Annotated in this window: 21 protein-coding genes, 1 pseudogene and 1 riboswitch; of the genes and pseudogenes, 8 read left to right on the top strand and 14 right to left on the bottom strand. The window is 71.8% G+C overall.

The genetic code is table 11. The features are described 5' to 3' along the window. Positions 1 to 27: 27 nt before the first annotated feature. From JOD60_RS03950 to JOD60_RS03940, 3 genes are all read right to left on the bottom strand, one after another. Entirely contained in the window at positions 28 to 807 is a 780-nt protein-coding gene (locus JOD60_RS03950; RefSeq protein WP_076688751.1) for an energy-coupling factor transporter transmembrane component T family protein, read from the bottom strand. Further along, positions 804 to 2438 (bottom strand): ABC transporter ATP-binding protein, encoded by a 1635-nt coding sequence (locus tag JOD60_RS03945; protein WP_198159111.1) that lies wholly within the window; start codon positions 2436 to 2438, stop codon positions 804 to 806. The genes JOD60_RS03950 and JOD60_RS03945 overlap by 4 nt, the downstream gene beginning before the upstream one ends. 1 nt (position 2439) lies before the next feature. Further along, a complete protein-coding gene (locus tag JOD60_RS03940; protein ID WP_076688749.1) occupies positions 2440 to 3093 on the bottom strand; it encodes an ECF transporter S component in 654 nt (217 codons plus the stop codon). Further along, positions 3086 to 3195: riboswitch (TPP riboswitch) on the bottom strand. (Overlaps the previous gene by 8 nt.) Before the next feature lie 34 nt (positions 3196 to 3229). Between JOD60_RS03940 and JOD60_RS17125 the strand changes: the two genes are divergently transcribed. Next, positions 3230 to 4726 carry a D-alanyl-D-alanine carboxypeptidase family protein gene (locus JOD60_RS17125; RefSeq protein ID WP_232321683.1) on the top strand — a complete coding sequence of 499 codons (1497 nt, stop codon included), beginning with the start codon at positions 3230 to 3232 and terminating at the stop codon, positions 4724 to 4726. A 30-nt stretch (positions 4727 to 4756) separates the two neighbouring features. Here JOD60_RS17125 and JOD60_RS03930 read toward each other — a convergent pair whose 3' ends face one another. From JOD60_RS03930 to JOD60_RS03915, 4 genes are all read right to left on the bottom strand, one after another. Further along, a complete protein-coding gene (locus tag JOD60_RS03930; RefSeq protein WP_076688747.1) occupies positions 4757 to 6352 on the bottom strand; it encodes an SLC13 family permease in 1596 nt (531 codons plus the stop codon). 149 nt (positions 6353 to 6501) lie between these two features. After that, entirely contained in the window at positions 6502 to 7467 is a 966-nt protein-coding gene (locus tag JOD60_RS03925; protein WP_076688745.1) for a J domain-containing protein, read from the bottom strand. A gap of 8 nt (positions 7468 to 7475) precedes the next feature. Further along, on the bottom strand, positions 7476 to 7721 hold the full coding sequence (locus JOD60_RS03920) for a hypothetical protein (protein ID WP_198159110.1): 246 nt from the start codon (positions 7719 to 7721) through the stop codon (positions 7476 to 7478). After that, the gene (locus tag JOD60_RS03915) at positions 7685 to 8752 is read right to left on the bottom strand and encodes an enoyl-CoA hydratase/isomerase family protein (protein ID WP_076688743.1); all 1068 of its coding nucleotides are present in this window, start codon (positions 8750 to 8752) and stop codon (positions 7685 to 7687) included. Before JOD60_RS03915 ends, JOD60_RS03920 begins: the two co-directional genes overlap by 37 nt. A gap of 107 nt (positions 8753 to 8859) precedes the next feature. Between JOD60_RS03915 and JOD60_RS03910 the strand changes: the two genes are divergently transcribed. Next, complete coding sequence (locus JOD60_RS03910) at positions 8860 to 9819, top strand: ATP-binding cassette domain-containing protein (RefSeq protein ID WP_084201878.1); 960 nt, start codon at positions 8860 to 8862, stop codon at positions 9817 to 9819. Then, complete coding sequence (locus tag JOD60_RS03905; protein WP_076688741.1) at positions 9816 to 10643, top strand: ABC-2 transporter permease; 828 nt, start codon at positions 9816 to 9818, stop codon at positions 10641 to 10643. Before JOD60_RS03910 ends, JOD60_RS03905 begins: the two co-directional genes overlap by 4 nt. A gap of 3 nt (positions 10644 to 10646) precedes the next feature. Here JOD60_RS03905 and JOD60_RS03900 read toward each other — a convergent pair whose 3' ends face one another. The 6 genes from JOD60_RS03900 to JOD60_RS03875 all read right to left on the bottom strand — a co-directional run bounded on the left by JOD60_RS03900 (position 10647) and on the right by JOD60_RS03875 (position 14996). Next, positions 10647 to 11045: a hypothetical protein gene (locus JOD60_RS03900; protein WP_076688738.1), complete on the bottom strand. Its 399-nt coding sequence runs from the start codon at positions 11043 to 11045 to the stop codon at positions 10647 to 10649. Positions 11046 to 11102: 57 nt separating this feature from the next. After that, positions 11103 to 11903, bottom strand: a complete 801-nt coding sequence (locus JOD60_RS03895; protein ID WP_076688736.1) for a uroporphyrinogen-III synthase — start codon at positions 11901 to 11903, stop codon at positions 11103 to 11105. Between the two features lie 213 nt (positions 11904 to 12116). After that, on the bottom strand, positions 12117 to 12389 hold the full coding sequence (locus JOD60_RS03890) for a hypothetical protein (protein WP_076688734.1): 273 nt from the start codon (positions 12387 to 12389) through the stop codon (positions 12117 to 12119). Continuing rightward, on the bottom strand, positions 12379 to 12789 hold the full coding sequence (locus tag JOD60_RS03885) for a phage holin family protein (RefSeq protein ID WP_076688732.1): 411 nt from the start codon (positions 12787 to 12789) through the stop codon (positions 12379 to 12381). Before JOD60_RS03885 ends, JOD60_RS03890 begins: the two co-directional genes overlap by 11 nt. 1 nt (position 12790) lies before the next feature. Next, the gene (locus tag JOD60_RS03880) at positions 12791 to 13174 is read right to left on the bottom strand and encodes a hypothetical protein (protein ID WP_076688730.1); all 384 of its coding nucleotides are present in this window, start codon (positions 13172 to 13174) and stop codon (positions 12791 to 12793) included. A gap of 130 nt (positions 13175 to 13304) precedes the next feature. Further along, the gene (locus tag JOD60_RS03875; protein ID WP_076688728.1) at positions 13305 to 14996 is read right to left on the bottom strand and encodes a protoporphyrinogen/coproporphyrinogen oxidase; all 1692 of its coding nucleotides are present in this window, start codon (positions 14994 to 14996) and stop codon (positions 13305 to 13307) included. 157 nt (positions 14997 to 15153) lie between these two features. Between JOD60_RS03875 and JOD60_RS03870 the strand changes: the two are divergent. The 4 genes and pseudogenes from JOD60_RS03870 to JOD60_RS03855 form a co-directional block, all read left to right on the top strand. After that, positions 15154 to 15249: pseudogene (locus JOD60_RS03870) on the top strand (HhH-GPD-type base excision DNA repair protein); the annotation flags it as partial. A 391-nt stretch (positions 15250 to 15640) separates the two neighbouring features. Then, positions 15641 to 16618, top strand: coding sequence for a hypothetical protein (locus tag JOD60_RS03865; protein WP_084201877.1), 978 nt, complete (start codon positions 15641 to 15643; stop codon positions 16616 to 16618). A 61-nt stretch (positions 16619 to 16679) separates the two neighbouring features. Continuing rightward, entirely contained in the window at positions 16680 to 17261 is a 582-nt protein-coding gene (locus tag JOD60_RS03860; protein ID WP_076688726.1) for an HhH-GPD-type base excision DNA repair protein, read from the top strand. An 81-nt stretch (positions 17262 to 17342) separates the two neighbouring features. Then, positions 17343 to 18164, top strand: coding sequence for a hypothetical protein (locus JOD60_RS03855; protein WP_076688724.1), 822 nt, complete (start codon positions 17343 to 17345; stop codon positions 18162 to 18164). A 33-nt stretch (positions 18165 to 18197) separates the two neighbouring features. Here JOD60_RS03855 and JOD60_RS03850 read toward each other — a convergent pair whose 3' ends face one another. Continuing rightward, complete coding sequence (locus JOD60_RS03850; RefSeq protein ID WP_076688722.1) at positions 18198 to 19586, bottom strand: glycine--tRNA ligase; 1389 nt, start codon at positions 19584 to 19586, stop codon at positions 18198 to 18200. Positions 19587 to 19754: 168 nt separating this feature from the next. Between JOD60_RS03850 and JOD60_RS03845 the strand changes: the two genes are divergently transcribed. After that, the gene (locus tag JOD60_RS03845; protein ID WP_076688720.1) at positions 19755 to 20363 is read left to right on the top strand and encodes a DUF5996 family protein; all 609 of its coding nucleotides are present in this window, start codon (positions 19755 to 19757) and stop codon (positions 20361 to 20363) included. Positions 20364 to 20366: the final 3 nt, after the last annotated feature.

Genomic DNA, 20366 nt, shown 5'->3' with positions numbered 1-20366 from the left:
ACCGCGCCGCCGGAACCCGCGCCCGGGTCACCTCGGGCCGAAGATCGGGTTGAACGCTCCGACGGCGATCGAGACGGCGAGCGCGATCAGTGAGATGGCGAGCCCCACGAGCATGAGCAGCACATCGCCGGGGCCGAGTCGGGACTCCCGCGCCCACGTGCGGCGCACGGGAGCACCGAAGGCGCGCGCCTCCATCGCCGTCGCCAGCGCCGAGCCGCGCCGGATCGCGAGGACGAACAGCGCGAACGCCGTCCCCAGCGCGCGTCGCACCCGACCGCTGTCGGCCACACCGCGGGCGCGGCGCGCGAGCGACAGCGCACGCCAGTCATCGGCGAGAAGGCCCAGCATCCGCATGCCGGCGAGCGCGCCGAGGACGAAGCGCGCCGGGAGTCGCACGATCTGCGCGAGGCCGTCGGCGAGATCGGTCGGATCGACCGTGACGAACAGGACGACCGCCGGCAGACCGATCGCCAGCACACGCAGGAACGCCGCGAGCGCCAGCGCGAGCGACCCCTCGCTCACCCGCACGAACAGCCACTCGAACAGCACGTCGCCGCTCTGCTCGCCATACAGGGCGATCGTGAGCGCCGTCGCGGGGGCACCGATCCACAGCGGCAGCGTCCGCAGCCAGAACGTCCGCCAGGCGAGCCCCGCGGACAACACCAGCGGCAGCTCCAGCAGCAGCGCGACGCCCGCGGACACGGCATCGACCGTGACGACGAGCGGGAGGGCGATCAGCAGCGCGGCGGCGAACTTCGCCACCGGGTTCAGACGCGCGACGGCCCCGCGTCCGTCGGCGGGACTCACGCGGCACCCTCGGGGAACTCGCCCGCGCCGCCGAGCGCGAACCGACGCGCGCCAAGCGCCTCGAGCAGCTGCTCGTCGTGCGTGATCGCCGCGATCCCCAGCGGCGCGCTGCCGTCCGCGCCGTCGCGCAGCGCCGCGATGATCGCGACGAGTTCGGCCCAGGTGCGGGCATCCTGCCCGAACGTCGGCTCGTCGAGCACGAGCACCGGCGGCCGCGTCGCGAGGGCGGCCGCGACCGTGAGCCGTCGCTTCTCGCCGCCCGACAGCGTGTACGGGTTGGCGGCGGCCAGCGGCCCGAGCCGCAGCCGCTCCAGCAGCTCGTCGACCCGCGCGGCGATCTCCGACTCCGCGATGCCCAGTTCCCGCGGCCCCACCTCGAGCTCACCACGCACCGTGTGCGCGAGGAGCTGGTGCTCGGGTTCCTGGAACACCGTGCCGATCCGGGTGAGCAGCGATCGTGAGGTCCAGGTGAACGGATCGCGCGGGTCGGATGTCGCCGCGCGCCCGCTCCGACCACGGCCACCCCGCCCACCCCGACTACCCCCACCAGCCCGCACGCGACGCGCGCGACGCCCCTCACGGCGCACCTCGGCGCCCGCCGCGAGAGACTCGGCGGCGCGCACCGTGCCGCCGACGGACGGCAGCAGCCCGGCGAGCGTGAGGCCCAGTGTCGACTTGCCGGCGCCGTTCGGCCCGACGATGCCGACGATCTCCCCCGCCCGCAGTCCGAGATCGAGCGGGCCGGCCGCGGGCGTCCCGGCATCCCGCCCCACGACGAGCCGCTCGGCCCTCAGCAGCACCTCGCCCGCAGCCGCCGTCGGCGGAGGTGGGGCGGCGGGGCGGATGCCGGGGACCCACACGTCCGCCGCGGTCAGCTCGCCCGCCCGGTCGCGCAGCACGGCGGCGGGAGACCCGTCTGCGAGGATCCCGCCCCCGCCTGCGGGCGAGCCGAGCACGATCACCCGGTCCACCAGGGGCAGCCACACGTCGACCCGATGCTCGATCACGACGAGGGTCGACCCCGTCGCGGCGAGTACCCGGCCGACCGCCGCCTGCACCTCGATGACGCCGGCCGGGTCGAGGTTCGCCGTCGGCTCGTCGAGCAGCATGACCCCGGGCGCCATCGCGACGACACCGGCGAGCGCGAGACGCTGCTTCTGACCCCCCGACAGCGCCGCCGTCGGCCGGTCCAGCGGCACGTCGAGTCCGACGGCATCGAGCGCCGCGCGCACGCGCGGCCAGATCTGCGCGCGCGGCACGCCGAGGTTCTCGCAACCGAACGCGACGTCGTCGCCCACCCGCGCCAGAATCGTCTGGCTGTCGGGGTCCTGCAGGACCATGCCGGCACGGCCGCGCACGGACGCCGCGGGCATGCCGTCGACGAGCAGTTCGCCCTGCGCCTCGCCCTCGTCGGCACCGCCGAGCACGCCCGCGATCCCCTGCAGGAACGTCGACTTGCCCGCGCCCGAAGCGCCCAGCAGCAGCACCCGCTCCCCCGGTTCGATCCGGAGGTCGACGCCCTGCACCGCCCAGGCGTGCCGGGTCGCGTACCGCCAGCCCCAGCCGCGCGCGACGATGCCGGCGGGGCGGGCGGCGGCATCCGGCGTCGCGGGGCGCCCGTCGGACGCCACGCTAGACGCGCACGCCCGCTTCGCGCCCGGCGGCGAAGCGGCTGAGGGCACCGGTGCGGGCCAGCGCGCGGGCGATTAGCCACCCGCCGAGGCCCGCGATCACCGCGCCGGAGACGGTCGTCGCGGAGATGTACACCGTCGTGAACAGCGTGTCGGCGCCGGGGTACCAGAGGATACGGTCGTTGATGCCGCACGCGAGGCCGGCGCCGGCGCCGGCGAGCATCGCGACCGGCAGGCGCCACACCCCGTAGAGGAACACCAGGAACACGATCTCGGCGCCGAGGCCCTGCACGAGTCCCGACACGATCGTGAGCGGTCCGCCCCACTGGTTGCCGACGAGGGCGGAGATCACCGCGGCGACGGTCTCGGTGTAGATCGCGGCGCCGGGCTTGCGGATGATGAGCCCGCCGAGCACCCCCGCGATGAGCCACGGTCCGGCGAGCAGCCCCTGCAGGCCCGGCAGCAGCGGCTTCAGGATCGCCGACGGCCCCTCGTAGCCGACGTTCCAGAGCAGGAAGACGGCGGCGCAGGCGACCGCGATGACGCTCGCGACGACGATATCGACGACGCGCCAGCGGTAGCGGTCGGCGCGCGAGACGGCATCCGCCGACGCATCGTGAGAGCGGACGGGGGACGGGGACGCAGACGCGTGCATGTTCTCTCCTCCCTGCGCCGGCATGATCCGGATCAGGTTCGACGGTCGAAGCGTGGATCGCTTCCTCTCAGCCCGGCTCACCGGACTCCCGTGGTTGTGGCGTCGAGTATAGCCGTGGACCGGGTAGTTTGGGCGGGTGACCACGTCCGACGCGCCTCCGCAGTCGCGCCGCGCACTCCGCGAGCAGGGCCGCTCGACGGGACCCGTGCCGCAGCAGGATGCCGGCGCGCACCCGCCGGGCGATGCCGAACCAGCCCCGGAGACCTCCCCCGTCATTGTGAGCAACCGGGAGGGTCGGCGGGCGCTCGCGTGGCTCGACGACGACACCGTGACGGCGCTGCCCGCGCCGGGCGACCTCGCCGGCACCCAGCACCCGTACGCCGTCGTCGCGCCCGACCTTCTCGCGCGCCGCCCCCGCCGGTCGCCGCTGCGCGCCGGCGTCATCGTCCCGCTGCTGGCGGTGCTCGGCGCCGCTGGCGCGTACGCGGCGACGACGCTGCTCTGGCCGCTGCACGCCGTCGCCCCCGAGGTGCGCGAGATCGCCCTGCAGGACCTCGGCGCCCCGGCATCCGCCCTCACGTGGCCGACCGAAGGATCAGCGGCGGTGGGTGTCGCCGGGATCAGCACGACCGCGGCATCCGGCGCCGAGACGGCACCCATCGCGAGCATCTCGAAGCTGGTGACGGTGCTGATGATCCTCGACGAGCTGCCCCTCGCGGTCGGCGAGCAGGGGCCGTCGTACACGTTCACCGCTCGCGATCGCACGACGTACTACAGCTACCTCGACAACGACGAGTCGGCGCTGAACGTGCCCGTCGGCGGGTCCCTGACGGAATACCAGATGCTGCAGGGCATCCTCATCGGCTCGGCCGGCAACTACACCGACCGGCTGGCGAGCACGGTGTGGCCGAACGACCGCGTCTTCGCCGCCGCCGCCCGCGCGTGGCTCACGCGGCACAACCTGCCGGGCATCACGCTCGTCGAGCCGACGGGGATCGACCCCGCGAACGCCGCCGACCCCGCCTCGCTCATCACGCTCGCGCGTCTCGCGCTGGCGAACCCCGTCGTCGCCGAGATCGTCCGGACGCCGTCGGTGGAGCTGCCCGGCGCGGGCCTGGTCACGAACACCAACGACCTGCTCACCGATCCGGCCGTCGTCGGTCTGAAGACCGGAACGCTCGACGGCGCGTACAACCTGCTGGCCGCCAAAGAGGTCACGATCGCCGACACCCCGGTGCGCGTGTACGCGGCCGTGCTCGGCCAGCCGACCGACGAGGCGCGCGACGGCGAGACGGCACGGCTGCTGAACGACGTCGCCGCCGAGGCGGCCGCCCCGCAGGTCGTCCCCGCGGGGTCGCTCACGGGCGTCGTGACGACGAAGTGGGGCGCCACCGTGAACATCGTGACGGATGCCGATGCCTGGGTCATCCTGTGGAACGGCGCGAGCGGCACGGTGACCACCAGCATCGCGCTGGGCGACGCGCGCGCCGCGAACGACGCGGTCGGCGAGGTGCGCGTCAAGGGCCCGCTGAACGCGACGACCACCGGCCTGCACCTCACCGCCGACATCCCCGATCCCGACCCGTGGTGGCGCCTCACCCACCCGTTGGAGCTGTTCGGCCTGGTCGACTGACGCGGCGCCGGCGCTCAGAACGGCCAGCGCTCAGAACGGCCAGACCAGCGGGACGTAGAGCACCGCGACGGCGAGGTAGACGACCATGAGCGGCAGGCCCAGCTTCCAGTAGTCGCCGAACCGGTACCCGCCGGGCTGGAGCACCATGAGGTTCGCGGGCGTCGCCACCGGGGTGAGGAACGCGGCGGCGCCGGCGACGGTGAGCGCCATCATGAACGGCTGGATGCTGAGCTCGAGCGTCTGCGCGATGGCGACGGCGATCGGCGTCACGACGAGCACCGTCGCGACGTTGGAGATGAACTGGCCGAGCACCATCGTCAGCACGCACAGCACGAGCAGCGCCAGATGCGGGGATGCGGAGCCGATGATGCCGAGCACGAAGTCGGCGACGCTGTCGGCCGCCCCGGTGGCGATGAAGGCCGCCGACAGCGGGATCATGCCGGCGATGAGGATGACCGTGGTCCACGAGATCGACCGGTAGGTCTGCGGGATCGTCAGCACGCGGGTGAGCACGAGGGCTCCGGCGGCGAGCAGCCCGGCCACCGCCGCCGGCACGAGCCCGGTCGCGAGCAGCACGACCATGACGCCGAGGACGACCAGAGCGCGCTTCGCGCCGCGCCCGAGCGGGACGGCGCGCTGCAGCGCCTGCGGCGGCGTCACCGCGATGACGTCGGGCGACTGGGTGTAGCGGGTGAGCGCCGCCCAGGGGCCCTGCACGAGCACGGCGTCACCGGCCTGCAGCTGGAGGCTTCCGGCGACCCCGGTGCCGCGCGACGCGTTGGGCCCCTCGTCCTCACCGCGGCGCACCGCCAGGATGACGAGGCTCTCGTCGCGGGTCGTCATCCCGGCGTACACCGTCCGCCCGATCAGCCGCGACCGCGGCGCGACCAGCACTTCGGCGACGCCCTCGTCGGCGGTGAACAGCGCGCCGGTGTCGAGGTCGACGGCGTAGCTGGAGCGCAGCAGTTGCGCGTGCGCGCGGGGATCGGGGGCGAGGTCGCCGAGGTGCTCGGGGGTGCGGTCGGGTAGCAGTCGCCCACCGCCGAGCACGACGACCGCGACCGTCAGCAGCACGAGAGGGACACCGGCGAGAGCGAACTCGAAGAACCCGAACTCGCGGCCGCCCGCCGCCGCGGCCGCTTCGGAGACGACGATGTTCACGGGCGTGCCGGTCAGGGTCAGCAGCGACCCGGCGCTCGCGGCGAACGCCAGCGGGATCAGCATCTTCGAGGGCACGAGCCCCGCGCGCACCGCGACGACCACGACGACGGGCAGCAGCGCCGCGACGGCGCCGTTGATGGAGATGAACGCGGACAGCCCCGCCGCCAGCATCCCGACGATGAGGGTCAAGCGGCCCCGGCCGCGCCCGGCACGCGCGACCACCTGATGCCCCAGCCACGCGGTCACGCCGGTGGCATCCAGCGCCTCACTCACGACGAACAGCGACGCGATGAAGAGCACCGTCGGGTCGCCGAACCCGCTGAACGCCTCGCCGAGCGTCAGCACCCCGGTCGCCCAGAGCGCCAGCGCGACCCCGATCGAGACGATCGCGAGGGGCACCCTGCCGCTGACGAACGCGACGATCGCGAGCGCCAGGATCACGAAGGTCCAGGATGCCGGGTCCACAGCATCACCCTACGGCGCCCGGTTCGGGCGCGTGAGGTCGCCACTTCACACGCGAGGTCGCCAGCTCTCGCGCGAGGTCGCCACCCGGCGGCCTCGGGGACGAACCGGCGACCTCGGGGACGAACCGGCAACCTCGGGGAGCGGGCGCGTCAGACGAACCGGACGACCTGCTGCAGGCGGGTGCGGATGTCGAAGAGCTCGTTGCCGCCGATGTCGCGGGCGCCGGTGAGTCCGCGTCGCAGCACCGTGGACAGCGCCGAGCGGGCCACGATCGCGACGGCCAGTCCCCGGACGCGACCGATCTCGTCGATCGCGGTGACGACGTCATCGTCGGGCAGCACGACGATCGCCCCGCTGAACTTCACGCGCGCCGCCCGTGCGACCGCCCGCGCGGCGGCGACGACCTCGGCGACCGGCGCCCCGGTCACGCCGTCGCCGATGAGATCACCTCGGCGCACCCGCACCGGTCCGCCGAAGTCCTCGCTGCGCAGGGCATACAGCCCGCTCGGGCCGAGCACGATGTGGTCGAGCTTGAGGTCGGCGTCCCGCGGATCGGCGGCCACGTCGTGCCAGACGGTGTACCCCATGCCGAGGTCGCCGACGATGCGCGCCGTGGTCTCCTCGGCGAGCGCGTCGGCGAGGAGGCGCCGCAGCTCGCGCGGCGCCGTGCGCACGAGCGCCGGATCGTACGGATCGGCGAGCTCGGTCCCCCGCCCCGCCCATTCCCGCATGAGCGTGAGGTACCGCTCGCGGCGCCAGCCGCCCGGCTGCCCGAACGACCGCGCCCGCGGTCGGGTGTCGGCCGACCGGGTCCGCGGCCGCCAGCCCCCGTCCGCGCCACCCCCGCCGGCGCCCTCGGCTCCGCCCGCCGCGCCCGCGGGCGCATAGCCGGTCCCGCCGAAGCCGTGCCCGCGATCGTAGGCGGCGCGGGCCTCGGGCGTCGCGACGAGCTCCCACGCCCGCTGCACCTGCACGAACGCGGCGGCGTCGCCCCCGGTGTCGGGGTGGGTCTGGCGCAGCCGCAGGCGGTACGCCTTGCGGAGGTCGTCGTCCGCAGCATCCGGCGCCACACCGAGCACCTCGTAGGCCGACGCGGAGAGGGGACTGTCGAACACGGGCGACCTCAGCGCTTCTCGCCGCGCCGCGCGTACGCGGCGGCGCTCTGGCTCGACACGGCGAGCAGGATCAGGATGTCCAGGCTCAGCGACAGGAAGGTGCTCTGCAGCGTGATCTCCTGGCCCTGCGCCCACCACGCGACGAAGGACGACGCGATCGACAGCGTCGAGAAGACCATCACGACCACGCGCGCCCAGTTGCGCCCGGCGGGCGCGGTCAGTGGGCCGGCCACAGCGGTTCGCGCGGCACCCATTCCAGAGCCTCGGCGCCGAGGTCGGCGGCGACGTCGGCGAGCGCCGCGGGCTGCCAGCGCGGGTCACGGGTCTTGTCGACGAGCTGGGCGCGAATGCCCTCCACGAGATCGGGCTGCGTGTGCGCGAACCACAGCACGAGGCCGTACTCCTGTGCGAGCGCCGTCCGCAGATCCGGCAGCTTCCGGGCGCGGCGGACGGCGGCGAGGGTCACGGTGAGCGCGGTGGGCGCGAGCTGCTCGAGCAGGTCGGCGGTGTCGGATGCCGCCGGCTCGCCGTGCGCGCGCAGGCGCGCGATGATCTCGGTGACGGTGTCCGCAGCGAACGCATCATCGATCCACGGCCGCGCCGCCCGGAGCCGAGACGGCCCCGGCGTCTCATCCAGGAGGAGCACGAGTTCCGCGGGCGTCGCGGGGTCGGCGCGGTCGACGAGCGCGTGACGGAGGTCGTCGAGTCGCTCGCTCGGCACGAGCGCGTCGGCGAATCCGGCGTAGATCGCGTCGGCGGCATCCATCGTCTCGCCGGTGAGGGCGAGGTACTCGCCGATCCGGCCCGGGGCGTGCGCGAGCAGCCACGACCCGCCCACGTCGGGCGTGAAGCCGATGCGGGTCTCGGGCATGGCCAGCCGGGAGCGCTCGGTGACGACGCGGACGGCTGCGTGACCGGCCAGACCGACGCCGCCGCCCATCGTGACCCCGTCGGCGATCGCGACGATGGGCTTCGGATACTCGGCGATGCGCGCGTTCAGCGCGTACTCGGCGCGGAAGAACACGGCGACGTCGTCGGTGCGCCCCGAGACGATCTGCTCGCGGAGGCCGCGCACGTCCCCACCGGCGCACAGTCCGCGATCACCGGCGCCGTCCAGGAGGACGAGCTCCACGTCCGGGTCGCTCTCCCATCGGTCGAGCGCCGCCGAGAGCTGCTCGATCATGTCGAGGTCGAGCGCGTTGATGGCGCGGGGACGGTTGAGCGTCAGATGTCCGATGGCGCGCTCGGTGCGCGCCATCACGGTGGGTTCGACGGTGTCGGTCACGCTCGCAACGTTACCCGCGGGAACACCTCACCCGGGCGCGGCCTCCGGGCGCCGGCGGCGGCATGCGACAGGATGGAGGCAACGACCCCCACGATGAGAGGCCGCCGATGCCCGCCACACCCGAGGGACACGTCCTCGAGTTCACCGACGTCATCAAGCGATTCGGACCCGTCGCCGCCGTCGACGGCCTCACTGCCCGGGTCGAACCGGGCCGCGTCACCGGCTTCTTGGGGCCCAACGGCGCCGGCAAGACGACGTCGCTGCGGATCCTGCTGGGACTCGTGTCCGCGACCAGTGGGAGCGCGACGATCGGCGGCAAGCGCTACGCCGAGCTCGACCGGCCCCTGCAGACGGTCGGCGCCGCGCTCGAGGCGTCGAGCTTCCACCCCGGGCGCACCGCGGCGAACCACCTCAAGGTGTACGCGCAGGCGGCGGGCCTGCCGACCGCCCGCATCGACGAGGTGCTGGGCCTTGTCGGCCTCGCCGACGCCGCCGGGCGGAAGGTCGGCGGGTTCTCGCTCGGCATGCGCCAGCGGCTGGGCCTGGCATACACCCTGCTCGGCGACCCCGGCGTGCTCGTCCTCGACGAGCCCGCCAACGGTCTCGACCCGGAGGGCATCAAGTGGCTCCGCGGATTCCTCGGGCAGCTCGCCCGCGAGGGCCGCACGGTGCTCGTCTCCTCCCACATGCTCGCCGAGGTGCAGCAGACGGTCGACGCGCTGCTGATCATCTCCCGCGGCCGCCTCGTCTACGAAGGCGACATCGCCGGTCTCACGGTCGCCGACGACTACGCGACGATCGTCGACTCTCCCGACCGCGCAGCGCTGGCCCAGGCGCTGGATGCCGCGGGCATCGCCTACGAGCCGGTGCGCACCGGTTTCACGGTGCGCGGTGCCGAGCCGGCCGCGCTGGGGGCCGTCGCCGCCGCAGCGGGGGTCGCCTTGTCGAACCTGCAGCGTCGCGGTCCGGCGCTGGAGGAGGTCTTCCTCGACCTCGTCAACGGCACCCGCGTGCACACTCCGACACAGCAGCAACCCGCCCCGGCAGAGGAAGGCGACCAGCGATGAGCCTCGTGAACGCATCGCGCTCGGAACTGACCAAGCAGTTCACCACCGCGATCTGGTGGGTCCTCGGCCTCGTGCTGCTCGTGTACGTCGGCAGCACGGCCGGCGGCCTCGCGGCGACGTTCGGAGCCCTCGCCACGGGCGCCCTGGGCGGCGACGCGGTGAGCGGCCCCGCCCTCCCCACCGAGATGCTGCCCCCGGTGATCTACAGCCTCGCCACGGCTGTCGGCTACGTCTTCCCACTCCTGATCGGCACTCTGCTCGTGACGAACGAGTTCCGGCACAAGACCCTGACCCCGACCTTCCTCGCCACACCGCGGCGCGGGATCGCGCTCGGCGGAAAGGTGGTCGCCGGCATCCTCATGGGGCTGCTGTACGCCGTCGTCGCGCTCGTCGCGACGGTCGGCCTGGGCGGTGGGCTCCTCGCCGTGTTCGGCATCGACACGGCCCTCGGGTCCGCGGAGACGTGGGCGATGATCGGCCGGATGGTGATCGCGTTCGTGCTGTGGGCGCTCGTCGGCATCGCCGTCGGCACCCTGGTGCGCAATCAGGTCGCGGCCGTCGTCGGCGTGCTCGCCTTCACGCAGTTCATCGAGCCCATCCTGCGCACCGTCGGCGGGTTCGTGGAGGGGGTCTCCGGCATCACGGAGTACCTGCCGGGCGCCGCATCCGACGCCCTCGTCGGCGCGAGCATCTACTCGAGCCTCGGTGGCGAGACCGCGGCGGTCGGCCTGCACTGGTGGGCGGGCGGACTCGTTCTGCTCGGGTACGCCGTGGTGCTGCTGGTGATCGGCTACGCCGTCAGCTGGCGCCGCGACGTCAGCTGACGTTCAGCGCGCCGACGCGGCGATCTCGGTGACCTCCAGCGGCGCATCGTCCGCCTCGAGCCGCAGCGCCTGCACGAGATCCCGCCCGTGGCGCGTCGTGAGCACGACGCGCGAGAACTCGGCATCCCCGTCCAGGTCGATCACGACGGCGGGGTGACGGCGCCGGACGATGACGAAATCCGCGCCGCCGGCCGAGCGCCACGTCCCCATGGCGATGGTGCCGCGGATGAGGGTTCCCGGATTCGGCACCCCGCGCAGCCACGTCCAGGCATCGTCGGTGAGCTGCACTTTGACGATGTGCTCCCGCGCGATCCGCACGCTCGTCGTGCGGCGCGAGAGCGTCCGCTCGATGGGTGAGAGCACGACCTCGAGCTGCGTCGAGTCGAGCAGCAGCGTCACCATGCGATCAGTCTGCCAGCGTCACGATGCGCGAATGCTCACAGAGCCGCAACGATCCGCTCAGACCGCGAACTCGTCGGCGGCGTGCGGCAGCGGAAAACGCGACACCGCAGCGATGAGACCCCCGATCGTCTGCTCCCGCGCGACGGCGCTGACCCCGAGACCCACCTTGCGGGCATCCTTCGCGGTGCGCGGACCGATCGCCGCGACGACCGTCGCCTCGGGAATCTCGGGGAACTGCAGGTGCACCTGCTCGGCGACCGATCCGCTCGTGACGAGGATCGCGTTGATCCGGCCGCTGGCGACATCGTGCGCGATGCGCTCGGTGACGGGGACCCCCACCGTGCGGTAGGCCACGACGCTGCGGACGTCGTGGCCGGCTCCGGTGAGCCGCCGCGTCAGCACCGGCTTGGCGATCTCGCTGCGCAGGGTCAGGATGCGGCGGGGCTGCGGCTCGAGCTCGATCATCTGCGCGGCCATACCGGCGGCGGAGTTGTCCTCCTCCGGCACGAGGTCGACGCGGTAGCCGACGGCGGTGAGCGCGGCAGCGGTGGTCTCGCCGACGGCCGCGACGCGGGTGGAGGCCGGGATGACGGCGCGATAGGCGTAGAGCACGTCCACGGTGGTGGCGCTCGTCAGCGTCACCCAGTCGAAGGCACCCGCGGCGAGATCGGCCAGGGCCGCCTCAAGGGTGGCCTGATCGGTCGAGGGGGCGAAGTTGATGAGCGGGGCGATCACCGGCACGGCGCCCTGGGCGCGCAGGGTCGCCGCCACGGAATCGCCCCAGGGGCCGCCGCGCGGAACGAGCACACGCCAGCCCTTGAGGGGCTTGGCCGCCTCGGCATGCAGGTCTCGGTTCATGGTCGACTCTCGGTGCTCAGTCGGGACACACGGGATCGCGCGTCCGGCGCCACCCGCTCCGGAATCGGGATTCCGTGCTGTTCGGCAAGGCGGTGCCGGCAGCGTGCGCGTCATTGCCACTGCCTGGATCCGAGCATACCCCCGGCTCCGCGGACGGGGGACACCGGCGGATGCCGCGGCATCCGTCGCCCGTGCGGTGCGGGTGTGGGCCGGTCAGCGGGTGTAGAGCCGGACGATGCCCCACACCGCCACGCCGACCAGGGCTGCGGCGACGACAACGGCGGCCGTCGCGCCCGTGGGGTTGCGGCGGGCGAAGGAGCGGGCCGTCGCGACCGTGCGGTCGGTCGCCTTCGCGACCCGCTTCGGGACGTTCGCCTTCTCTTCGATGGCGGCCAGCGCCGCCTTCAGCTCGGCGCGGGCACGCTCCACGGGGTCGGTGATGCCGAGCGCGACCGCGGTGCGGGGGACGGGCAGGTCAGAACTCATCGGCCACTTCCTTCACGATGCGGGCGTCGACCTTGATGGCCTTCGCAGGGTTCTCGGAGCGGCTGAGCCGCTTGAACCGCAGCAGCCCCAGCACGGCGAAGATCGCCACGAGCACGATGCCGAGCACGAAGACGATGAGGCTCGCGAGCCACGCCGGCATCCATGAGCTGAGCCCGATGATCGTGAACGCGCCGAGCGCGGGAATCGACCAGAACAGGAAGAACAGGGCGACGAGGAACCAGGCGCCGCCCATCCCGGCATCCTTACCCGTCTTCTTGGCCCACTTCTTCGCCGAGTCGATCTCGGCCACGACGAGATTGCGGACGAGCTCGGGCACCTCGCCGACAAGGGTCAGCAGGCTGTCGTCCGAGCGGTCACGGAAGCCGCGGGGAGTGCTCATCTCAGTCGTCCGTGGCCTTCTTGGCCTCGGCGACGGCCTTGTCCGCCGCCTTCTTGACCTCGGCGACGCTCTTCTCCGCCCCGCGGGCGACGTCGTCGGCGGAGGCCTTGCCGGCCTTGATCGCGGAGTCGAGCTTCTGACCGGGCGTGCTGCCCTTGCCCGCCGCCTTCGTCACCTTGACCGCGCCGTCCCACAGGGCGCTCGGCAGGGCGAGGGCCGCGGACGTGCCGAGCTCCTTCGCCTTGTCGACCTGCTTCTGCACCGGCGGCGTGTTCCACATTTTCAGGAAGCTCGACTTGATCTGCTCGTAGCGCTCACGCCCGGCACGAGAACCGAGGACGTACCCTGCGGCCAGGCCCACGACGATTCCGATCTTGCCTCTCATGGCGTCTCCTCACGTTCGACCCGTGGTGCTTCGTGAGACCAGGGTAGCCCCATATGCCGATCCCGGCATCCGCCAGGTCGGGGGCTGGCCAGAGCCGACGGGCTGTGCTATCCCCGAGGACGCCGGTCTGCTACTCGCGGCCGAACAGAATGCGCGCGCGCACCTTCTCGACCTCGTCGAGGGTGTCGGCGACGATGGGGGCGATTCCGCCGCCGGCGAGCCACGCGCCGACGGCCACGAGGCCCTCGCGTCCGGCGATCGCGGCGCGTGCCGCCGCCGTCCGCTCGGCGTGGCCGATGACGGATGCCGGGGGCGCGAGCACCACCCGCCGATGCGCCGCCGCCCGCGGCTCCCCCACCTCGGTACCGAGCAGCGCGGACGCGGCGCGCCGCGCCTGCGCCACGAGCTCGGGTCGCGCGGGGCTGGGGCTGGGGCTGGTGGTGTTCGCGAGTGCGCCCGTTGTCGCCGAGTGCGCCCGTTGTGCACCGTCCGCAGCGGGCGCACTCGGCGGGAAGGGGCCCGGTCGCGATGGGTCGGTGGGGGCCTCGAGCTGGACGCGCAGGATGCGGCGGGGTCCCGCCGCGGCGGCGAGGTGCGGCCACGACGCGGTGGCGTCGTCGACGGCGGCGGCGCGGATCCCGGATGCCGCGGACGCGATCGCCGGGGTGGCGTACACGGTCGCGGGGGCGACGGACGCGGTGGCGGGGGATGCGTTGGATGGAGCGGAGGACGTCGGGGCGACGGCGGTGGCGGTGGCAGTCGCGACGGGAGCGTCGACGATCAGGGTGACGACGTCGCGCTGTGGCGATGCGGGCGCCGCGACGGAGATGCCGGCGGAAGCGAGGAGGGATGCTGCGGCGTCGCCGTCGGTCGCGATGATCACGACGTCGGCGATGACCTGCCCGCTCGGTGTCGCGTCGGGATCCGGGGCGCCGGTGGCATCGGGATCTGACGCCTGGGCGACGGAATCGGCGTCCGGGGCGCTGGCCGCGGCATCCGGGGCCGCGTTCTCGATGCGAACGGTCCACCCCACGTCGTCCCGGTGGAGCCCGGCGACGCGCGCACCCGTGCGGATCTCGACCTCGAGATCCGCCAGGCGCCCGGCGAGCGCATCGACGAGACGTCCCATCCCGCCGCGCAACGTGGCGCGGGAAGGCGCCGGACCGTCGGGGAGGAGCTGGGAGATCGCGCCGGCGAGCGACCCCGCGCGGGTGAGGGCGGTGCTGAGCCCGGGGACGGCGAGGTCGGCGTCCACGTCGTCGACGTCGACACCGAACCGGCCGAACGCGAGCGGCGCGACGAGACGGTCGCGCACGCGCACTCCCATCCGCGTCCGCACGAGGGCGCCGAGGCTCTGCTCCCGGCCGATCGTCAGCGGGGGGCGGAGGCGGTCGAGGTAGGCCCGCCACGCGCCGCGCCATCCGATAATCCGTCGCGCGTCGTCGCTCCACGGGTTCGCCGGGATGCCGGCGAGTCCCACCGGGAGGCGCGCGACCCGCAGCGCATCCGGTGAGCCGACGGCGACCGCGATCGCGTCGCCGGCGGCCGGCTCGACGGCGTCGCGCAGCCCCAGTTCGTCGATCAGCGTGTCGAGGGCGGGCGCGCCCAGCGCGAATCCGTCGGCGACGAGATCGACGGCGAGTCCGTCGATCTCCTCGGTGCGGATGCTGCCGCCCAGCCGATCGGACGCTTCGATCACCGTGACGCGGATGCCGACCTTCGCGCACTCCAGCGCCGCCACGAGCCCCGCGACACCGCCGCCGGCGACGACGACGTGTGCCTCGTGGGCACGGGAGATGAGATCTGAGGCGCGGTCGGACACCCCTTCATCCTCCCCCACCGCCGGGCCACGGCGCCGCCGGGCGGCGTTCTGAAAGCAGGGCGAATCGCACCTTTCGGCCGGCTGGCGCCGCATGATCACCGGTTCCCCCTGCTTTCGCGACGCCGCTGCAGCGAGAGCGCGTGGGAGCATGGATGCCATGGCCCTGCACATCACCGGCGATGACGCCGCCGACGAGCTGCTCACGAACGACCCGCTGGCGCTCCTGATCGGGATGCTGCTGGACCAGCAGGTTGACTAACCATGTAGTGGTTCCGGTTGTCATGACGGCCAGCCAGGCGAGACGCATTAGCAAATATCGCCAGCGCGCCATGAGATTCAGTGAAGGCGCGGCAAGTTGAAGCGGTCCACTTGACTTCCTCACGGCCGAACAAGGACCTGTCCTCCAGAGTGACCGGCCCCTGAACCTTCACGAAGTCGCAAAAAGTGGAGGGCCCGCCATGCGTACTCGTAAAGAGCATAGGCAACCGCGGACCCTCTGACCGCGTGCCATCTAGGATGACAGAGGCGGGATAGAGGGAGAATAACACGGATGACTGCAAAAAAGGTCGATTGGGTGTCCCCTGCGAGGTTCGCCCCCTTCTTAGCAGCCTGCGACGGCGACAACGAGCTTGCTTGGGACCTGTATGAGTGGAACGCTCAGCGTCGCTTCGGCCCTCTTCGAGTGCTTCCATCACACCGAGGTACTGCTCCGAAACTCGATGATGAAGCGTCTCGCCACCATCCATCCGCTCGACTATCCGTGGCAGCAGCCGCTCGACAGCGTCGTGAAAGCCTCAGAGCGGCGAATGGACGAGACCACGAAAGTGGCGACGCCTGATGCGATCATTTCTGAGTTGACTTTGGGTTTCTGGACGAACCTTCTCGAGCAGCGTCCCGCCAACGAAGAGCTCTGGCGCAGGCATCTACGACATGTGTTTCCTGGCTCACCGGGAACCAGGGAAGCCGTACATAAGGCTGTCACCGACATGCGCAACTTACGGAATCGATGTGCGCATCAGGACTCTCTCCTCGACTTTGACCCGGGCATCGAGCTAAAGAAGCTCCTGTCCCTCGTCGAGTGGATTGATCCGGAGGCGAGGTCTTGGCTCGAAGGCATCGAAAGCGTGTCCACGACCGCAAGCGAACGCCCCGTAGCGCCCGCTCGAGACGTCGTTGTTGTCGCCGCAACCGTGGAGAAGAAGACGATCGAGATGTACGAACGCGTCTCCGCATACGTCTGCGCCAACGACCGATCGATCGCCCAGGTTACTCACATAGGCTTTTACGTGAGCAAACAGATCGAACCGTACTTCCCCCAAATCGAGGAACGAATCGTTCCAGCCCGCTGGAGCTCAGATGAAGTGAAACGCCTCTCGGGTTCCGAGATTGCCGCCGACAAGCGCCTCGCGAAAGTCATGGGGTACGGGCTCAAAAACGGATGGGCATCAGGCGCGCAAGTCCAGGTCTTCCTCCTGTCGGAGAAGAAGTCCCCGCTAACGACACGTCGAAGCAAACCGATCGTCCACGAGAAGTCAGGTCGCGGCTCCGCCTTCGTGAAGAACCCGCGCTACTTCGCTCTTTCAGCCCTGGTTGCAGCCGACAATACGGCTCACCTGGGCTGACCCCGATCCAGACGCCGGTCGAACGGCCACCCTCGCTGCCTCGCCCTGCCACACTGGTCGCATGGCCCTTCACATCATCGGAGACACCGCCGCCGACGAGCTGCTCACGAACGACCCGCTGGCGCTCCTGATCGGGATGCTGCTCGACCAGCAGATCGCGATGGAGACCGCCTTCGCCGGACCGCTGAAGATCCAGCAGCGCACCGGCTCGTTGGATGCCGCGGCGTTGGCGTCCTTCGACCCCGACGCCCTGACCGCGGTGTTCAAGGAGACCCCGGCCGTGCATCGCTTCCCCGGGTCGATGGCCGCACGCGTGCAGTCGTTGTGCCGGGCGCTCGTCGATGACTGGGGCGGAGATGCCGCGGCGCTGTGGACCCGCCCCGCAGCCGACGGCACCGCGCCCGACGGGCCGACCGTGCTGAAGCGTCTGAAGGCGCTGCCGGGGTTCGGCGAGCAGAAGGCGAAGATCTTCCTGGCGCTCCTGGGCAAGCAGTATGGCTTCAGCGGCGCGGGCTGGCGCGAGGCCTCCGCCCCCTACGGCGAGGACGGGTCGTTCCGCTCGGTCGCCGACATCGTCTCGCCCGAGTCACTCACCAAGGTGCGCGAGCACAAGCGCGCGATGAAGGCCGCCGCGAAGGGTTGAGCCCCGGCAGTCCACCGCGCCGGCGCCCCGCGCTGTGGAGAAGTCGCTCTACCCGGCACGATTCCCCGATAGATTCGCAGCGTGCGGACTCAGCTGCGATGGATCGTTCCTCTCCTGCTCGCACCGGTCGTCTACCTCGCGTGTGCGTGGGGCATCCAGGCGCTGGCGGGCAGTGCGCCCGCGCGTGTGGACGCAGCCGTCGGCAGCCTCGGCCTCGCTGTGCTCGGTTTCGTCGGTCCGATCGTCCTGCTCATCATCGCTGTCGTGCAGGGCGTCGGCGTGTATCGACAGGCGCGGCGGAGGCGAGGGCATTTCAGCAAGGCCGAACTTGCGCAGGCGGGCGAGAAGGCCGCCCAGTCGCACGCGTGGGAGAACGCACGGGCCCTCCGCCGCACGTTGCTGCGCAGCGAGGTGCCGCAGTCGCTGGAGCAGTGGAACGTGCCCGCCCGGCCGCGGGAGTTGTTCTTCGCTGCCGTCCCCATGACCTACGCGCGGTACTACGGTCAGGACGTCCACTACTCGACCGGCGGAGGCTTTGCCTACGGGCCGCCCGCCTTCGTCATCGGCGCCCTGGCGGTGACCGGTATCGCGAACAGTGTCGCACGCTCGAACGCCCGCGCGGCCGCGGCCGAACAGTGGCGCGAGTGGCAGACCGGGCTCGTGCTCGTCAGCAACCAGCGCCTGGTGGTCAACGCCGGCGGCCAATGGCTCACCTTCGATTTCGGGGCCATGACCGCCATCTACCCGGAAGTGTCTGCGCAGACGCTGGTCTGCCAGTTCGAAAGCGCCGCCCCGCTCCTGCTGCAGGGCCCCCATGCCCCACTGGCAGCCATCATGACGACGTTCGCGACCTATGGGCGCGACGGTCTGGCGCGGCATCCCAGTCTTCTCGCCCTCGACTAGGAGGCGGCCCGAAGCCGGGCGGACGACTGGGACTCAGGCGCCGCGCAGCCGCTCGGCCAGGTACGCGACGAGGCCGTCCAGGCCGATGCGCTCCTGCGCCATCGTGTCGCGGTCGCGGACGGTCACAGCGTCGTCCTCGAGCGAATCGAAGTCGACGGTGACGCAGAAGGGCGTGCCGATCTCGTCCTGGCGGCGGTACCGGCGGCCGATCGCGCCGGCGTCGTCGAAGTCGACGTTCCAGCCCTGCGCGCGCAGGTCGTCGGCGACGCGGCGGGCCAGCGGCGACAGGTTCTCGTTGCGCGACAGCGGCAGCACGGCGACCTTCACCGGCGCGAGGCGCGGGTCCAGGCGCAGCACCGTGCGGGTGTCGGTGCCGCCCTTCGCGTTCGGCACCTCCTCCTCGCGGTAGCTGTCGACGAGGAACGCCATCATCGACCGGGTGAGGCCGAACGACGGCTCGATGACATACGGAACGTATGTCGTGCCCGACGCCTGGTCGAAGTACTGCAGCTTCTGACCGGACGCCTCGATGTGGCTGGACAGGTCGAAGTCGGTGCGGTTGGCGACGCCCATGAGCTCGCCCCACTCCTTGCCCGGGAAGCCGAAGCGGTACTCGAAGTCGATCGTGCCGGCGGAGTAGTGCGCCCGCTCGTCCTCGGGCACGTCGAACTGGCGCATGTTCTCGGGATCGATGCCGAGGTCGATGAACCAGTCCCAGCACGCCTGCACCCAGTGCTCGAACCACTGCTGCGCCTCGGCGGGGGGCGTGAAGAACTCGATCTCCATCTGCTCGAACTCGCGCGTGCGGAAGATGAAGTTGCCGGGCGTGATCTCGTTGCGGAACGCCTTGCCCACCTGGCCGATGCCGAACGGCGGCTTCTTGCGCGACGCGGTGAGCACGTTCGAGAAGTTCACGAAGATGCCCTGCGCCGTCTCGGGGCGCAGGAAGTGCAGGCCCGACTCGTCGTCGACGACGCCGAGGTAGGTCTTCACAAGACCCGAGAACGCCTTCGGCTCGGTGTACTGCCCCTTCGTGCCGCAGTTCGGGCAGGGGATGTCGGCGAGCCCGTTCTCGGCGGCGCGGCCCTTGCGCGCCTCGAAATCGTCGATCAGGTTGTCGGCGCGGAAGCGCTTGTGGCAGCTGAGGCACTCGACGAGCGGGTCAGTGAAGGTCGCGACGTGGCCCGACGCCTCCCACACCCGCTTGGGGAGGATGACCGACGAGTCCAGGCCCACCATGTCACCGCGGCCGCGCACGAAGGTCTGCCACCACTGCCGGCGGATGTTCTCCTTCAGCTCGGTGCCGAGGGGGCCGTAGTCCCACGCGGAGCGCGACCCGCCGTAGATCTCACCGGCCTGGAACACGAACCCGCGGTGACGGGCGAGGGCGATGACTTTGTCGAGACGGGACTGCTCGGCCACAGGTGGCTCCAAATGGTCGGATTCGCGAGAGCGAGAGAAGAGCGATGAGGAACGGATGCCGCGGCCACAGGGCGCGCGCCCGGCATCCGCCAAGTCTAGCCGTCGCGCCGGCAACGGCCGGCGGCACACCCCCTGCCGGACGGGCGATCGCGCTGGCAGGGTGGCCACATGGATGAGCGCGAGACGAGATGGCCGGCGCTGCGGATCGCGGCATGGCAGGACACCCGCGACACACTGCAGCTGTGGACGCAGATGGTCGGCAAGCTCCGGATGGCGCTCGCTCCGCATCAGAACCACTGGTGGCACGTGCCGCTCTACGTGGATGCGCGAGGGCTGACGACGGGGCTCATGCCCGCCGGGAGCCTCGGCCTGGAGGTGCGGTTCGACGTCATCGCGCACGAGCTCGTCTTCGAGCGCACCGACGGGACGGTGCGCGCGATGGCGCTGCGTCCCCGGTCCGTCGCGGACTTCTCCCGGGAGTTCGTCACCGTGCTCACCGCGCTCGACGTGCCCGCCCGCATCCACCCGGGTGCCGGTCGAGCTGCCCGAGGTCATCCCGTTCGACGAGGACGAGACCCACGCGTCGTACGACGCCGACGCGGCGGCACGCTTCTGGCGCTCGCTCACCACGATCGCGCCGATCATGGCCCGGTTCCGCGGCGAGTGGGAGGGCAAGGCCAGCCCGTGCACTTCTTCTGGGGCGCGTTCGACCTCGCGACCTCGCGCTTCAGCGGGCGGCCCGCGCCGCAGCATCCCGGCGGCGGGCCGGTGGCCTAGCGT

This window comes from Microbacterium aurum (genome assembly GCF_016907815.1).
Classification (GTDB): domain Bacteria; phylum Actinomycetota; class Actinomycetes; order Actinomycetales; family Microbacteriaceae; genus Microbacterium; species Microbacterium aurum.
The sequence above is the reverse complement of the archived record's forward strand: the minus strand, read 5'-3'. Positions and strand labels throughout refer to the sequence as shown.

Excerpts from the sequence above, each read along its gene's own strand:
- JOD60_RS03940 (WP_076688749.1), bottom strand. The coding sequence starts at position 3,093 with ATGCACGCGTCTGCGTCCCCGTCCCCCGTCCGCTCTCACGATGCGTCG.
- JOD60_RS03920 (WP_198159110.1), bottom strand. The coding sequence starts at position 7,721 with ATGGGTGCCGCGCGAACCGCTGTGGCCGGCCCACTGACCGCGCCCGCC.
- JOD60_RS03910 (WP_084201878.1), top strand. The coding sequence starts at position 8,860 with ATGCCCGCCACACCCGAGGGACACGTCCTCGAGTTCACCGACGTCATC.
- JOD60_RS03905 (WP_076688741.1), top strand. The coding sequence starts at position 9,816 with ATGAGCCTCGTGAACGCATCGCGCTCGGAACTGACCAAGCAGTTCACC.
- JOD60_RS03900 (WP_076688738.1), bottom strand. The coding sequence starts at position 11,045 with ATGGTGACGCTGCTGCTCGACTCGACGCAGCTCGAGGTCGTGCTCTCA.
- JOD60_RS03895 (WP_076688736.1), bottom strand. The coding sequence starts at position 11,903 with ATGAACCGAGACCTGCATGCCGAGGCGGCCAAGCCCCTCAAGGGCTGG.
- JOD60_RS03890 (WP_076688734.1), bottom strand. The coding sequence starts at position 12,389 with ATGAGTTCTGACCTGCCCGTCCCCCGCACCGCGGTCGCGCTCGGCATC.
- JOD60_RS03885 (WP_076688732.1), bottom strand. The coding sequence starts at position 12,789 with ATGAGCACTCCCCGCGGCTTCCGTGACCGCTCGGACGACAGCCTGCTG.
- JOD60_RS03880 (WP_076688730.1), bottom strand. The coding sequence starts at position 13,174 with ATGAGAGGCAAGATCGGAATCGTCGTGGGCCTGGCCGCAGGGTACGTC.
- JOD60_RS03865 (WP_084201877.1), top strand. The coding sequence starts at position 15,641 with ATGAGTGGAACGCTCAGCGTCGCTTCGGCCCTCTTCGAGTGCTTCCAT.
- JOD60_RS03860 (WP_076688726.1), top strand. The coding sequence starts at position 16,680 with ATGGCCCTTCACATCATCGGAGACACCGCCGCCGACGAGCTGCTCACG.
- JOD60_RS03845 (WP_076688720.1), top strand. The coding sequence starts at position 19,755 with ATGGATGAGCGCGAGACGAGATGGCCGGCGCTGCGGATCGCGGCATGG.